We start from the raw sequence: 14,621 nt of genomic DNA, 5'->3' as shown, positions 1-14,621 counted from the left end.
GCGGGGTGATGCGGGCCGATGGTGGGGCGGTCGGACTGGGCGGGGGCGGGGTGATGGCGGGGCGGTCGGACTGGGCGGGGGCGGGGTGATGCGGGCCGATGGTGGGACGGTCGGACTGGGCGGGGGCGGGGTGATGGCGGGGCGGTCGGACTGGGAGGGGGCGGGGTGGTGGCGGGACGGTCGGACTGGGCGGGGGCGGGGCGATGGAGGGACGGTCGGACTGGGCGGGGCCATGGGGGGACGGTCGGGGTGGCGCAGGGCGAGAGGTTCGTGCCCGTCCCTCCCTCCGGCGGTATCGGCCGCCGGCCCCCCGTCCCCGAGCGCTCGGCGGGAAAATTCCCCGGATCCGGTCGTGCGGGGTGTCGATATTCGGGCGTGCCGTTCGTGTAGGAGGTGAGAACACGCCACCACGCCCGAGGAGACGGCGATGAAGTACTACCTGCTCAACGTGATGCAGCCGGTCGGCGACCCGCCCGCGCCCGAGGTCCTCGCCGAGATCGGCGAGCGGCTCGACGCCCTCAACCGGGACCTGCGCGAGGCGGGCGCCTGGGTCTTCGCCGGCGGCCTGCACGGACCGGAGTCCTCGACGGTGCTGCGCCCCCGCGACGGCGATGTGCTGGTCACCGACGGGCCCTATGCCGAGGGCAAGGAGATGCTCGGCGGGATCAGCCTGATCAAGGCACCCGACCTGGACGCGGCCCTGGAGTGGGGCCGCAGGCTGGCGCTCGCCACCACCCTGCCGATCGAGGTGCGCCCCTTCCTGGGGGAGGCCGAGGACCGATGACCGCCGACGTCGAGGCGGTGTTCCGCGCGGAGTACGGCCGCGCGGTCGCCGTCCTGGTCCGCCTCCTCGGGGACATCGACCTCGCAGAGGAGGCGGTCCAGGACGCCTTCACCGTCGCCGTGGGCCGCTGGCCCCAGAACGGGGTGCCGCCCAGCCCCGCCGGATGGATCATCACCACCGCCCGCAACCGTGCCGTCGACCGGCTGCGCCGCGAGGCCGGGCGGGAGGAGCGCCATCGCCAGGCGGCCCTGCTGCACGCCGGCGGCCCACCGCCCGAGGAGGGGCCCGTGCACGACGACCGGCTCCGGCTCCTGTTCACCTGCTGCCATCCCGCTCTCGCCGCTCCCGCCCGAGTGGCCCTCACCCTGCGGCTGCTGGGCGGCCTCACCACCGCCGAGATCGCCCGCGCCTTCCTGGTGCCCGAGCCGACGATGGCGCAGCGGCTGGTGCGGGCCAAGGCGAAGATCCGCAACGCCGGCATCCCGTACCGGGTGCCGCGCGAGGCGGACCTGCCGGACCGCCTCGACGCCGTACTGGCCGTCGTGTACCTGATCTACAACCAGGGTTACGACGGCGACCCCGGCCTGCGCGCGGAGGCCGTGCGCCTCGGCCGGCTGCTGACCGAGCTGATGCCGGACGAGCCGGAGGCGGCCGGCCTGCTCGCCCTGATGCTGCTGTCGGAGTCGCGCGCCGCCGCCCGGCAGGGCGCCGACGGTGCGCTCGTCCCCCTTCCCGAGCAGGACCGGACCCGCTGGGACCCCGAGCTGATCGCCGAGGGGCAGCGACTGGTCCGCGCCTGTCTGCGGCGCGACGCACCCGGGCCGTACCAGATCCAGGCCGCGATCCAGGCCGTGCACAGCGACGCCCCGAGCGCCCGCGACACCGACTGGGGTCAGATCCTGCGCCTGTACGACCAGCTCATGGCCGTCGCGCCCAGCCCCGTCGTCGCCCTGAACCGGGCGGTGGCGGTGGCCGAGACCGACGGTCCGCGGCAGGCGCTCGCCCTCGTGGACGCCCTCGGCCTGGACTCCTACCACGTCTTCCACGCCGTCCGCGCGGACCTCCTGCGCCGCCTGGGCCGCACTGGGGAGGCGGCACGGGCCTACGAGCGGGCTGTCGCGCTGACCCGGAGCACGGCCCAACGGGCCTTCCTGGAAGAGCGGTTGCGCGCGCTCGTGGACTGAGTGACGCACGCCTCATCGGCGAGGCGGAATGTATTTCTCGACATGAAAGGTTGGCCTATACATCGATCCTCGCGTCGATCCGACAGCACTCCGCACCCACCCAGTGAGGCACCGTGACCAGCACCGAACAGCCCGCCGACGTCGTCGCCCGCCTGCGCGCCACGTTCCGCACCGGCCGCACCAAGCCCGTCGCCTGGCGCACCACGCAGCTGAACCGCCTGCGCGCGATGCTCACCGACCAGGGCGACGAACTGGCCGAAGCCCTCCACGCCGACCTGGGCAAGAGCCGCACCGAGGCGTTCCGCACCGAGATCGACTTCACCGTCCGCGAGATCGACCACACCCTGGCCCACCTCGACGACTGGCTGCGCCCCGAGCCCGCCCCGGTCCCCGCGCACCTCGGCGCCGACGCCACCGCCTGGACGCAGTACGACCCCCTCGGCGTCGTCCTCGTCATCGCCCCCTGGAACTACCCGGCCCAACTGCTGCTCGCGCCCGTCGTCGGCGCGCTGGCCGCGGGCAACGCGGTCGTCGCCAAGCCCAGCGAGCTGGCCCCCGCCACCTCCGCCGTCCTGGCCCGACTGATCCCGGCCTACCTCGACACCGAGGCCGTCGCCGTCGTCGAGGGCGGCGTCCCGGAGACGACCGCCCTGCTGGCCGAACGGTTCGACCACATCTTCTACACCGGCAACGGCACCGTAGGCCGCATCGTGATGCGTGCCGCGGCCGAGCACCTGACCCCGGTCACCCTCGAACTGGGCGGAAAGTCACCGGCGTTCGTCGACCGCGGCACCGACCTCGACGTGGTCGCCGACCGGCTGGCGCGCGGCAAGTTCCTCAACGCCGGACAGACCTGCGTCGCCCCCGACTACGTCCTCACCGACCCGGAGACGGCCGCCGCCCTGGAGCCCGCCCTCGCCCGCGCGGTCCAGGCGCTCTACGGCCCCGACCCGCGGACCTGCGGCGAGTACGGCCGCATCGTCGACGAGCGGCACTTCGACCGCCTCACCGCACTGCTCGACTCGGGCCGGACCGTCGTCGGCGGCGACAGCGACCGCGCCGAGAAGTACCTCGGGCCCACCGTCCTCGCCGACGTCGACCCCGCCTCGCCGGTGATGCGGGAGGAGATCTTCGGCCCCGTCCTGCCGATCGTCACCGTCGCCGGCCTGGACGAGGCGATCGACTTCGTCAACGACCGCGACAAGCCCCTCGCCCTGTACGTCTTCTCCACGTCGCCGCAGACCCGGTCCCGCATCGCCGCCGAGACCTCCTCCGGCGGCCTCGGGTACGGCCTGCCCCTGGCCCATCTCACCGTCTCCGACCTGCCGTTCGGCGGCGTGGGCGAGAGCGGCATGGGCCGCTACCACGGGCGGTACTCCCTGGAGACCTTCAGCCACCGCAAGGCGGTGCTGGACAAGCCGCTCGGCTGAACCGGCGCCCGCACCCCGTGGGAGACTCCGTCGATGGACCCGAAGACGATCACCGCAGCGGCCGCGGGCACCTGGACCCTCGGCGACCGTACCGTCCACCGCATCGGCTTCGGCGCGATGCGGCTGACGGGCAGCGCCGCCTTCCACCACGGCACGCCCAGCGACCGCGACCGCGCGATCACCGTGCTGCGCAAGGCCGTCGAGCTCGGCGTGAACCACATCGACACGGCGGCCTTCTACTTCTCCCGGCTGCGCTCGGCCAACGAGCTGATCAACAGCGCGCTCTCGCCGTACCCGGACGACCTCCTGATCGCCACCAAGGTCGGGCCCTTCCGGGACTGGTCGGGGGAGTGGGGCACCTCGGCCCGTCCCGAGGACCTGCGCGGACACGTCGAGGAGAACCTGCGCCAGCTCGGCCGGGACCATCTGGACCTGGTCTATCTGCGCCGGATGCGGCAGGAGTCGGTGGCCGATCACTTCGGCGCACTGGCCGAGTTGCGCACCGCCGGGCTGATCCGCCACCTCGGCCTGTCCGACGTCGAACCCCGGCACCTGGCCGAGGCACGGGCGATCGCTCCGGTGGTGAGCGTGCAGAACCGGTACGCGCTCGACCACCGCGACCCGCGCACCGACGAGTTGCTGCGGATCTGCGGCGAACAGGGCATCGCCTTCGTGCCGTTCTACGCCATCGCGGGCGACGCCGGCCCCCAGGGCGCGACCACCGCCCACGACACGGCCGTTCGCGAGATCGCCGCCGCCCACGGGGCGAGCCCGGCCCAGATCCGGCTGGCCTGGACCCTCGGCCGGGGCCCGCACGTGCTCGCCATCCCCGGCACCGGCGACCCGGACCACCTGGCCGAGAACGTGGCGGCCGGCGCGCTGCACCTCACGGCGCAGGAGGTGCAGCGGCTGGACTCCCCGCGTGGCGCTCAGCCCGCGGAACCGGTCACCGGGTAGTGGTCGGAGAGGTTGGTGTACGTGTAGGACGTACCCCAGCTGGAGACCGTCCAGGGAGCGCTCTGCTCCTTGACGACGTCGTTCTTCCAGACCGCCGGACGGGCGTGGCCCGCGCGGTGCAGGACGTGGTCCAGGTCCTCGCGCGGGTCGTCCGGGTAGCGGTCGCGGGCGATGGAGTTCTCCTGGGTGTCGAAGGAGTACGGGTGGCCGGTGCGCGCGTCGGTGCCCACCAGGCCGCCGTCGGCGAGCATGGAGGCGTACTCCGCCGTGCGCGAGTCGACGTTGAAGTCGCCCGCCACCAGCACCTGTTCGCCCGCCGGGATGTTCTTCGCGTCCAGGAACGCGTCGATCGCCCTGAACTGCCGGCTGCGCATCGCGGCCGCCTCGCCCGGATCGCAGCCCGGATCGGTGGACTGCGCGTGCGTGCCGAGGACGTGCACCCGGCTGCCGTTCACGTCCAGGACGACGTAGGCGAAGCCCTTGTTGGACCACCAGTCGGCTCCACAGGCGTCCTTGAAGACGTACTGCTCCTTGCGCAGGATGGGCCACTTGCTGGCTATGACGACGCCGCCGTCCTCCGGTGTGGTCGACGAGTAGGCCCCGCCGGTCGCGTCCCAGCCGTCCTTGCTGCGGCCGACCACCGGCGTCTGGTACGGGTAGCGGTCCGCGACGGCCCGCTTCAGGGCGTCCGAGGAGGAGTTGTCGAACATCTCCTGGAGCACCAGGACGTCGTTGCCGCTGACGAAGGGCGCCTTGGCGATCTCCGCGGCCCGGTGGTCCTGGCCCCAGTTGGGGTACAGGCTCTTGCTGAAGAGGAAGACGTTGTACGTCAGGACCCTCAGCGGCGGCGTCTGCTGCGCGGCGGCCGACGCGGTGGGCGTCGTCCCCGCGAGAGAGGCGGCGGCGAGGGCGAGCGCGAGCACGGCTGCGCCACGGGTACGGCGCAGTGCGGAGTGCGGCACTGGATCTCCCTGTGGTGTAAGGGGGTTGAGTGGCGCCGACATCAAACCACCAGGGATTACTCCCAGGTAACTACCGTGCGGTAAAAGGATGGCGCCCAGACGTACACCGCGCGTTCATCCGAGCCAGACCCCGTCCCGCATGAGGTGCCGCCCCGGCAGCTCGCGCACCCCGTGCCAGGACTGCACCGCGACCGGCCGCACCCGGAAGAAGGCATACGCGGCACGCTCCCCGCGCGGATCCCAGCCGTGCTTCGCGGCGAACGCCTCCGCCGCGGCCGCGGGCACGTCCGCCGCTCCGTAGATCCTCACCGAGCCGTCGATCAGCACGACGTCCTGCGTGTCGGCGAGGGCCAGCCGGGTCCGGCCGCCCGCCTCCAGATTGCGTCCCGTCGGATTGCCGGGGCGGGTGGCGAGCCACACGTCGGTGCCGTCCCAGGCGAACCACAGCGGCACCAGGCACGGCACCCCGTCGGCGCCGGCCGAGGCCACCCAGACGTCGGTCTCCCGTTCCAGCCGGTGAAGGACGTCCTGCCTGCGGGCCGCGATGTCACGCGGAGCGTCGGTGATCTTCATGCCGGCGACGCTAGCCCCCTGCCCGCCCCAGCGCCTCGGGCGTCGGAACCAGGACGGCCGACCTGGCGCCTCGGCCCTGCGCCCGAGGCCGCCGGACCCCGGACCTCGGCCCTCCGCCCCAGGCTGCCCGACCCCGGACCTCGGCCCTCCGCCCCAGGCCGCCCGACCCCGGACCTCGGCCCTCCGCCCCAGGCCGCCCGACCCCGGACCTCGGCCCTCCGCCCCATGCTGCCCGACCCCGGCCCTCGGGCCTCCGACCTAGGTCCCGCCCGCCGAGCCGCTTCCCCAGGGGCGCCCCCGGCCCTGCGACGCCCGGACACGCTCCCGCAGGGGTCACGCGGCGCACCGGTTCGAACGCCCGAGGGACACCAGTACGCGGGCGTCCGCCCGGCAGTCGAACGCCCGAGGGGCACCAGTACGCGGACGTCCGCCCGGCAGTCGAACGCCCAAGGGCCACCCGTACGCGGGCGTCCGCCCGGCACGCGCCGAGCCCGCCGCGGACGCCGCGCGGCCCACCGCCTCCGGGGGCGGGTGACGCGACCCCGCCCTGCCCCTCGGTCCGCCGACCTGCGCCTGGGTCCGACCGGGGCGCCTCGGGAGCCCGCGACCCAGGTGCCCCGGCAGGACGGCCGGGATCTCCGGTCACCGACGCAGGGGCCCCTCCCGCGAGCTCCGTCACAGCCCCCGCACGAAGGGACTGGCGTCCGTTACGTTTTACGTATAACCTCATCCGTCAACCAGCCACCGGCCCCACCCCGAAAGGCTCCGATGAAGCGCCTCGCCCTGGTCACCCTCGTCGTCGACGACTACGACGAGGCCGTCCGCTTCTACACCGAGGCCCTCGGATTCCGGCTCGTGGAGGACGCCCCCCGAGGGGACGGCTCCCGCTGGGTCGTCGTCGAGCCCGGCGTCGGCGCCTCCGGCACGGGGCTGCTGCTGGCCCGAGCCAAGGGGGAGGAGCAGAGCGCCCGCGTCGGCGACCAGACCGGCGGCCGTGTCGGGTTCTTCCTGCACACCGACGACTTCGCCGGTGACCACGCCCGGATGCTCGCGGCCGGCGTGACCTTCCTGGAGGAGCCCCGCCACGAGCCCTACGGCACGGTGGCCGTCTTCCAGGACCTGTACGGCAACCGCTGGGACCTGCTCCAGCCCGCCGGCGACTGACCTACCTCCGTACCCCCGCACCACCCGCATGATCGAGGAAGCCCCAGCCATGAACGCTACGCGCGTAGACGCCGATGTGATCCGCCGCCTCCCCAAGGCCGTCCTGCACGACCACCTCGACGGCGGCCTGCGCCCCGCCACCGTCGTCGAGCTCGCCGCCGAGGTCGGCCACACCCTGCCGACCACCGACCCCGACGAGCTGGCCGCCTGGTACTTCGAGGCCGCCAACTCCGGGGACCTGGTCCGCTACATCGCCACCTTCGAGCACACCCTCGCCGTGATGCAGACCCGCGAGGGCCTGCTGCGCACCGCCGAGGAGTACGTCCTGGACCTGGCCGCGGACGGCGTCGTCTACGGCGAGGTGCGCTACGCCCCCGAGCTGAACACCAAGGGCGGGCTGACCCTCGCCGAGGTCGTCGAGACCGTCCAGGAGGGTCTGGCGGCCGGCATGGCGAAGGCCGCGGCCGCCGGGACGCCGGTGCGGGTGGGCACCCTGCTGTGCGGCATGCGGATGTTCGACCGGGTGCGCGAGGCCGCCGACCTGGCCGTCGCCTTCCGGGACGCGGGCGTCGTCGGCTTCGACATCGCCGGTGCCGAGGCGGGCTTCCCGGCCGCCGACCACCTGGCCGCCTTCGAGCACCTGCGCCGCGAGAACGTGCCGTTCACCATCCACGCCGGCGAGGCCGACGGCCTGTCCAGCATCCACCAGGCCGTGCAGATCTGCGGCGCCCAGCGCCTCGGCCACGGCGTGCGCATCACCGACGACATCGTCGACGGCAAGCTCGGCCGCCTCGCCGGCTGGGTCCGCGACCGCCGTATCGCGCTGGAGATGTGCCCCACCTCCAACCTCCAGACCGGCGCCGCCACCTCCATCGCCGAGCACCCCATCACCGCCCTGAAGGACCTCGGCTTCCGCGTCACCCTGAACACCGACAACCGTCTGGTGTCCGGCACGACCATGACCCGCGAGATGTCCCTGCTGGTCGAGCAGGCGGGCTGGGGCCTGGAGGACCTGCGCACGGTCACCGTGAACGCGCTCAAGAGCGCCTTCATCCCGTTCGACGAGCGCAAGGCCCTCATCGAGGACGTCGTCCTGCCGGGCTACGCCCTCTGAGACAGCGGCTCTAGAGGAGCCCTCGTACGTAGGCGGCCTGTCCGACGTGCTGAAGGTCGTCGGACAGGACGCTCACCAGCCGTACGCCCAGGGTGACCGGCGGATCCCAGTTCTCGTCCACGATCCGCTCCAGGTCTTTGGCGGCCAGCGAGCGCAGACACTCCAGCGTCTGCGTGTGCACGGCGTCGTAGTACCCGGTCAGCAGCTCCGCCGACGCCACCCGCACCTTGGCGACCTCGGCGGAGCTGTGGCCGTACCCGGTGTCGTGGGCCGGCAGCCCGAGGGCGAACTTCTTGCTCCAGTCCTGGGCCAGCCACACCTGGTCCCGGCCGAAGGCGTCCGCCATGTGGTCGTCCTGCACCCGGGTGAGATGCCAGACCAGCCAGGCGATGGAGTTGGCGTCGGCCGACGGGCGGGCGTTGAGCTCGTCGGCGCCGAGGCCGTCCACGGCGGCGTGGACCTCTTCCTGGATGCGGCCGTATCCGTCGATGAGGATGTCCTTGGCATGCATGGGTCCACCATGGCGCATCAATCGACGTCGTGCGCCCCAGCTTCCAGCAGCTCCATCAGCGCTCGGGCCGCCGGACTGGTGGCCTGCGGCGGCGGCAGCAGGGCGACGGTCTCGTAGACCAGCTCCTCGGTGTCCTTCAGCGGTACGGCGGTCAGGGACTCGCGCTTGTGCCGGAAGTGCCGGGGCACCGCGGCGACCCCGAGGTTCTCGTCCACCAGGTCCAGCAGGCTGTGCACGTCGTTCACCTCCAGGGCGACCGTGCGGCGCACGCCCGCCGCGGCGAAGGCGGCGTCCGTGGCCCGGCGCGGGCCCCAGTCCGGGTGGAAGTCGACGAACACCTCCCCGGCGAGGTCGTGCGGTGACAGCTCCGCACCGGCCGTGGCCAGCGGGTGCTCCGGATGGCACAGCAGGGTCATCGGCTCGCCCGCCAGCGACACCGGGCGCAGCTGGTCGCAGTCGGCGCCCGTGCGGTACGCGAAGGCCAGGTCCAGCCGCCCGGCGGCGACCTCCTCGGCCAGCGTCAGGGAACCGGACTGGCGCAGCCGGATCTCCACGTCCGGGTGCCGCCCACGGAACGCGGCCAGCAGCCGTGCCGCGTGCACCCCGGCGATGCACTGCTCGGTCCCCAGCGCCAGGGTGCCGCGCAGCACGCCCTGCACGGCCGCCACCGCCTCGTGCGCGGCCCGCACCTGCGCCAGGATCCGCTGTGCCTCGCCCAGCAGCGCCCGCCCGGCCTCCGTCAGCGTCACCCGCCGGGTGGTCCGTACGAACAGCGGGGCCCGCAGCTCCCGCTCCAGGGCCCGGATGGAGGCGGACAGGCCGGACTGGGACACCATGAGCCGTTCGGCGGCCCGGGTGAAATGCTGGTCCTCGGCGACCGCGACGAAATGCTGGAGATGGCGCAGTTCCATGATTGAGCAGCTTATCCGCTCAATCCCATCGGATTCTTCTGTTGGACGCATGCCCGCAGGTCAGGGAAGAGTGGGTACGGTCCGAGCACGGCTTTCCACCCCTCATGTCATGGAGTCGCGTTGTACACCGCACACCCCGACCGTTACGCCGACATGCCCTACCGGCGCACCGGACGCAGCGGCCTGAAGCTGCCCGCGCTGTCGCTGGGCCTGTGGCACAACTTCGGACCGGACCGACCCGTCGAGACCCAGCGCGCCATCCTGCGCCGCGCCTTCGACCTCGGCGTCACCCACTTCGACCTGGCCAACAACTACGGCCCGCCGCCCGGCGCCGCCGAGTCCGCGCTCGGCGAGTTCCTGAAGGCGGACTTCGCGCCCTACCGCGACGAGCTGGTCATCTCCACCAAGGCCGGCTATCTGATGTGGCCCGGCCCCTACGGGGAGTGGGGCTCGCGCAAGTACCTGCTGTCCTCGCTGGACCAGAGCCTGAAGCGGCTCGGCCTGGACTACGTCGACGTCTTCTACTCGCACCGCTTCGACCCGGAGACTCCGCTGGAGGAGACGATGGGCGCCCTGCACTCGGCGGTCCAGCAGGGCAAGGCGCTCTACGTCGGCGTCTCCAACTACTCCGCCGAACAGACGCGCGAGGCCGCCCGGATCCTGGCCGAGCTGGGCACCCCGCTGCTGATCCACCAGCCGCGCTACTCCATGCTGGACCGGCGTCCGGAGGAGGAGGGCCTGCTGGACGCGCTCGACGAGCTCCAGGTCGGCTCCATCGCCTACTCCCCGCTGGAGCAGGGCCTGCTCACCGGCCGCTATCTGGACGGGATCCCCGAGGACTCGCGGGCCGCCAGCGACAGCCCCTTCCTGAAGCGGGAGGAGGTCACCGAGGACCTGGTGGCGCGGCTGCGGGAGCTGAACGACATCGCCAAGACCCGCGGCCAGACCCTGGCCCAGCTCGCGCTCGCCTGGGTGCTGCGCGGCGGCCGGGTGACCTCCGCGCTGGTCGGGGCGAGCAGCGCCCGGCAGATCGAGGACAGCGTGGCCGCCGTCGGCAACCTCGACTTCGACGCCGAGGAGCTCGCCCGGATCGACGCCGTGGTCAGCCCGTGAGCCGTTCCAGCAGCTGAACGGTGACGGTGTCGCCCGCCTGCTTCCCGATGGCCTTGCGCGTCTCGGCGTTCACGGGAAGTTTGTGGGTGCCGTCGCCGAGCGCCATGAAAGAGCTCCGGAAGGGGTGTCCGTCGACCGTCCCGCGGACCTTGACCAGTCCGCGGGTTTCGAAGAAGGCGACGGACTCCGGCCAGACGACATAGGTCCAGCCGCCTTTCTCGGGGCTCTTGCGCAGCTCCGCGGTGAATTCCGCGATCACTTCCGGTGCCGATTCCATGGTGTCCTCCGCCGGCGGTGGTCCGGGAACGTCCGGTGACGTCACTCGGAGAAGAGACCGTCGCGGGCGGAGGAACTCATCGGACATCGTGATTCCGGGGTTTCAGATCCCGTCGGGAACCCGGTCCAGGAATCCGTGGACCGCCTTGATCCGCCCGTCGGCGTCGAGGTTGATCACATCGAAGCCCGCGACGGGCGCCGAGCCGTCCGACCCGCTGACCAGCTCCCACGAGAACCTGGCGGTGTCGTGATGCCCGTCGACCTCCCCGACGAGCCGGAAGGCGAAGCCCGGGAAACGCTCGTGCGCCGCGCCGATCACGGCCGCTATCCCGTCGTGGCCGCGCACGTCCGCGAGCGGGTCGGTGTAGCTGCCGTCCTCGGTCCACGCGGCGGCGACGGCCTTGGCCAGAGCATCGCCGTCGGTGGCATTCCAGGCGGCGAAGTAGCGGGTGACGGCGTCGGTGTGGCGGCCGGAGTTCTGCGACATGGGAAATTCCTCCGCTGAGGTTGTCATGGCTGGTCAGGACCCGGATTCCGGTGACCGGTGCTCCGTGATGAACAGCCTGCCCGCACCGCCTCGGACGGTCGATTACCCCTGGGGTAATGCGGCGTTCCCGCACCCCGTCGCCTTTCGGCCAAGCGGCACCGTGAATATGCCAAGAGACTGGCTGGAAAGACGTGGTGACAGTGGTTCAAGAGTGAAGATACTCGACGTCAGAGGGCAGTTCACCGCCCTGAGCCGCACGAGAGCGAGGCCCGACGGCAAGCGATCGACGCTTACGGGGGAGTGGATCGTGCACGACGAATTCCTGTGCCATGTCACCGCGTACGGCACCTGCGACGGCCGGCGCATCGGGGTCCCGCTCGGCACCTACCGGGCGCCCACCCTGGCACTGGCCCTGTGGTGGCTGCGCGACCGGGCCTCCTGGATCGCCGAGCGGCTGGACCCCGACCCCGAGGCCGAGCACTTCCCGTCCAGCGCGCTGGTCCCGGTGGCGGACACGGTGCCGGACGTCCCCGGCCTGCTGCGCTCCTGGTGTGCCGACCCCGACCAGCAGGAGCTGTGCGCCGACGAGTTGGCCGCCGGGCGGCTGGTGCGCATCGCCGCCAACGACGACACCACCGAGTACGAGCTGCTGGCCGAGTCCGTCGACGCCCTGCGCATGCAGCGCACCGGCCCGCTGCTGGCCGCGCCCGTCGCCTGAGGCTGTCCCGAGGGCGGGATCGGCGGCGGTGATCATGCTGTCGCCCGATCGGGCGCATATCGGGGCGTATCGGTAGAATTCTGGCATGACGGAGCGGTCGTTCGCGTCGACGGCGCCGGAACTCGTGCTGGAGACCGACTGGGGCTCCACGGTGATGAGTCCGGGCCGTGACTACCACGTGGGCCGTGACCCGCTGTGCGACATCGTCATCGACGACGCCCGTGTCTCCTGGCACCACGCGGTGCTTCACCCGGCCGGCGACCACTGGACGATCGAGGACGAGCACAGCACGAACGGCACCTGGGCCGACGGCCGGCGCATCCAGGAGTGGGACGTCGCCCCCGGCACCGAGATCCGCTTCGGCAGCCCCTCCGACGGCCCCCGCGCCGTCGTCGTCGGCCGCACCCCGCCCGCCCCCGAACGCCCCTCCACCATCGCCGCGGTCGCCGCCCCCGCCGCCACCGGCACCTTCCGGCAGCCCACCAGCGTCCGCCCGCTGCCCACCCGCACCGTGCGCATCGGCCGCGCCGACGACAACGACCTCGTCCTCGACGACCTGGTCGTCTCCCGCCACCACGCCGAACTGCGCGCCCTGCCCGACGGCGGCTACGAGATCGCCGACGCCGGCAGCCACAACGGCACCTACCTCAACGGCCGGCCCGTCACCACCGCCCCCGTCGGCCCCGGCGACGTCATCGGCATCGGACACTCCGCGTTCTGCCTGGTCGGCGACGAGCTCCAGGAGTACGTCGACACCGGCGAGGTCTCCCTCGACGTCCAGGACCTCACCGTCGCCGTGGACCGCGGCCGCAAGACCCTCCTGGACCACGTGTCCTTCCCGGTGGGGGAGAAGTGCCTGCTGGCCGTGGTCGGCCCGAGCGGCGCCGGGAAGTCGACCCTGCTCCACGCCCTCACCGGCCAGCGCCCCGCCGACCACGGCACCGTCCTCTACGACGGCCGCGACCTCTACCGCGACTACGCCGAGCTGCGCCAGCGCATCGGACTGGTCCCGCAGGACGACATCCTGCACCCCCAGCTCACCGTCCGCGACGCCCTCGGCTACGCCGCCGAGCTGCGCTTCCCGCAGGACACCGCCAGGTCCGAGCGCCGGGCCCGGGTGGGCGAGGTGATCCGCGAACTCGGCCTGGAGCAGCGCGCCACCCAGCCCGTGCACAGCCTCTCCGGCGGCCAGCGCAAGCGGGTCAGCGTCGCTCTGGAGCTGCTGACCAAGCCGTCGCTGCTCTTCCTCGACGAGCCGACCTCCGGACTCGACCCCGGCATGGACCGCTCCGTGATGCACATGCTGCGCGGCCTCGCCGACGACGGCCGGACCGTCATCGTCGTCACCCACAGCGTCCTCAGCCTCGACGTCTGCGACCGCCTGCTGGTGCTCGCCCCCGGCGGCCGCGTCGCCTACTACGGTCCCCCCGAGGAGGCCCTGGCCTTCTTCGGGCACGCCGAGTGGCCCGAGGCGTTCGAGTCCTTCGAGCGCGACCAGGACCGCGACTGGGCGAGCGCCTACCTGGCCTCGTCCCAGTACCGCCGCTATGTCGCCGACGCCACCGCCCAGCCCCGCGTGCCCCGCCAGGGACCGGTCATCATCGCGCCGCCGCCCAGACCGCGCAGCTGGGGCGCCCAACTGCGCACCCTGGTACGCCGCTACGCGGCCGCGCTCGGCGCGGACCGCACCTTCCTCGCCATCATGATCGCGCTGCCGTTCGTGATGGGCGCCATGGCCCGCGCCCTCGCCGGCGGCGAACTGACCCGTGACTCCGCCATGAACGCGCTGCTCATCCTGTGCGTCGGCGGCGTCCTGACCGGCGCCGCCAACGCCGTGCGCGAACTGGTCAAGGAGCGGGTGATCTACCGGCGGGAGAGAGCCGTCGGCCTGTCCAGATCGGCGTATCTGATGTCCAAGGTGATCGTCCTCGGCACGATCACGATCCTCCAGGCCGTCGTGCTCACCCTGGTCGCGCTGCTGGGCGTCGACCTGAACGCACCCGGCGGCGAGGGCGTGCTGCTGCCACCGCTGGTCGAGATCACCGTCGCCGTCGCCCTGCTGGCGTTCACCGCGATGATGCTCGGCCTGGTGGTCTCCGCGCTGGTGCGCAAGGAGGAGGTGACGATGCCGCTGCTGGTCCTGCTCGCCATCGTCCAGGTGGTGTTCTGCGGCGCCCTGTTGAAGCTGGACGGCGTCCCCGGACTGGAGCAGCTGTCCTGGCTGGTGCCCTCCCGCTGGGCCCTGGGCGCCATGGCCGGCACCATCGGACTGGCCCGGATCGTGCCCGGCGACCTCACCTCCGACCCGCTGTTCCGCCACTCGGCCGGGGTGTGGCTGCTGAACATCGGCATGCTGCTGGTGCTGTCCGCGCTGTTCGGCTACGTCGTCTCCCGGCTGCTGCGCCGGCAGGAACCCGTCGTGATGCGGAAGTAGGCG

15 protein-coding genes are annotated in these 14,621 nt (G+C 72.5%); 9 read left to right on the top strand and 6 right to left on the bottom strand.

All coding sequences use genetic code 11. The annotated features are described in order from the left end of the window. Positions 1-427: 427 nt before the first annotated feature. From ACSU6M_RS03045 to ACSU6M_RS03030, 4 genes are all read left to right on the top strand, one after another. Positions 428-784 (top strand): YciI family protein, encoded by a 357-nt coding sequence (locus ACSU6M_RS03045; RefSeq protein WP_437066782.1) that lies wholly within the window; start codon positions 428-430, stop codon positions 782-784. After that, a complete protein-coding gene (locus ACSU6M_RS03040; protein ID WP_437066780.1) occupies positions 781-1,968 on the top strand; it encodes an RNA polymerase sigma factor in 1,188 nt (395 codons plus the stop codon). Before ACSU6M_RS03045 ends, ACSU6M_RS03040 begins: the two co-directional genes overlap by 4 nt. Positions 1,969-2,081: 113 nt before the next feature. Continuing rightward, positions 2,082-3,398 carry an aldehyde dehydrogenase family protein gene (locus tag ACSU6M_RS03035; RefSeq protein ID WP_437066778.1) on the top strand — a complete coding sequence of 439 codons (1,317 nt, stop codon included), beginning with the start codon at positions 2,082-2,084 and terminating at the stop codon, positions 3,396-3,398. 33 nt (positions 3,399-3,431) lie between these two features. Beyond that, positions 3,432-4,355 carry an aldo/keto reductase gene (locus ACSU6M_RS03030; protein ID WP_437066776.1) on the top strand — a complete coding sequence of 308 codons (924 nt, stop codon included), beginning with the start codon at positions 3,432-3,434 and terminating at the stop codon, positions 4,353-4,355. Here ACSU6M_RS03030 and sph read toward each other — a convergent pair. Both sph and ACSU6M_RS03020 read right to left on the bottom strand, forming a co-directional pair. Beyond that, on the bottom strand, positions 4,328-5,317 hold the full coding sequence (gene sph / locus ACSU6M_RS03025; protein WP_437066774.1) for a sphingomyelin phosphodiesterase: 990 nt from the start codon (positions 5,315-5,317) through the stop codon (positions 4,328-4,330). The two genes, ACSU6M_RS03030 and sph, sit on opposite strands and share 28 nt — an antisense overlap. Positions 5,318-5,431: 114 nt before the next feature. Further along, entirely contained in the window at positions 5,432-5,890 is a 459-nt protein-coding gene (locus ACSU6M_RS03020) for a pyridoxamine 5'-phosphate oxidase family protein (RefSeq protein ID WP_437066772.1), read from the bottom strand. A 768-nt stretch (positions 5,891-6,658) separates the two neighbouring features. Here ACSU6M_RS03020 and ACSU6M_RS03015 point away from each other — a divergent pair. Together ACSU6M_RS03015 and ACSU6M_RS03010 are read left to right on the top strand one after the other, a co-directional pair. Next, positions 6,659-7,054, top strand: coding sequence for a VOC family protein (locus ACSU6M_RS03015; protein ID WP_437066771.1), 396 nt, complete (start codon positions 6,659-6,661; stop codon positions 7,052-7,054). A 49-nt stretch (positions 7,055-7,103) separates the two neighbouring features. Next, a complete protein-coding gene (locus ACSU6M_RS03010; RefSeq protein WP_437066769.1) occupies positions 7,104-8,168 on the top strand; it encodes an adenosine deaminase in 1,065 nt (354 codons plus the stop codon). A 10-nt stretch (positions 8,169-8,178) separates the two neighbouring features. On the opposite strand, the gene ACSU6M_RS03005 is transcribed toward ACSU6M_RS03010, so the two are convergent. Together ACSU6M_RS03005 and ACSU6M_RS03000 are read right to left on the bottom strand one after the other, a co-directional pair. Continuing rightward, positions 8,179-8,679 carry a mycothiol transferase gene (locus ACSU6M_RS03005; RefSeq protein ID WP_437066767.1) on the bottom strand — a complete coding sequence of 167 codons (501 nt, stop codon included), beginning with the start codon at positions 8,677-8,679 and terminating at the stop codon, positions 8,179-8,181. A gap of 17 nt (positions 8,680-8,696) precedes the next feature. Further along, the gene (locus ACSU6M_RS03000; RefSeq protein WP_437066766.1) at positions 8,697-9,590 is read right to left on the bottom strand and encodes a LysR family transcriptional regulator; all 894 of its coding nucleotides are present in this window, start codon (positions 9,588-9,590) and stop codon (positions 8,697-8,699) included. 120 nt (positions 9,591-9,710) lie between these two features. Here ACSU6M_RS03000 and mgrA point away from each other — a divergent pair, with 120 nt between their 5' ends. Then, positions 9,711-10,703 (top strand): L-glyceraldehyde 3-phosphate reductase, encoded by a 993-nt coding sequence (gene mgrA, locus ACSU6M_RS02995; RefSeq protein WP_437066764.1) that lies wholly within the window; start codon positions 9,711-9,713, stop codon positions 10,701-10,703. Here mgrA and ACSU6M_RS02990 read toward each other — a convergent pair. Together ACSU6M_RS02990 and ACSU6M_RS02985 are read right to left on the bottom strand one after the other, a co-directional pair. Further along, the gene (locus ACSU6M_RS02990) at positions 10,693-10,980 is read right to left on the bottom strand and encodes a DUF1905 domain-containing protein (RefSeq protein WP_437066762.1); all 288 of its coding nucleotides are present in this window, start codon (positions 10,978-10,980) and stop codon (positions 10,693-10,695) included. The two genes, mgrA and ACSU6M_RS02990, sit on opposite strands and share 11 nt — an antisense overlap. Positions 10,981-11,082: 102 nt before the next feature. Beyond that, positions 11,083-11,466, bottom strand: coding sequence for a nuclear transport factor 2 family protein (locus ACSU6M_RS02985; protein ID WP_437066760.1), 384 nt, complete (start codon positions 11,464-11,466; stop codon positions 11,083-11,085). Between the two features lie 307 nt (positions 11,467-11,773). Here ACSU6M_RS02985 and ACSU6M_RS02980 point away from each other — a divergent pair, with 307 nt between their 5' ends. Further along, positions 11,774-12,184, top strand: a complete 411-nt coding sequence (locus ACSU6M_RS02980; RefSeq protein WP_437066758.1) for a hypothetical protein — start codon at positions 11,774-11,776, stop codon at positions 12,182-12,184. Between the two features lie 85 nt (positions 12,185-12,269). Further along, complete coding sequence (locus ACSU6M_RS02975) at positions 12,270-14,618, top strand: FHA domain-containing protein (protein WP_437066756.1); 2,349 nt, start codon at positions 12,270-12,272, stop codon at positions 14,616-14,618. Positions 14,619-14,621 lie beyond the last annotated feature (3 nt).

The organism is Streptomyces sp. enrichment culture, from assembly GCF_964272895.1.
Classification (GTDB): domain Bacteria; phylum Actinomycetota; class Actinomycetes; order Streptomycetales; family Streptomycetaceae; genus Streptomyces.
Note: the sequence above shows the minus strand (reverse complement) of the source record. Positions and strands in the feature narration are given on the sequence as shown.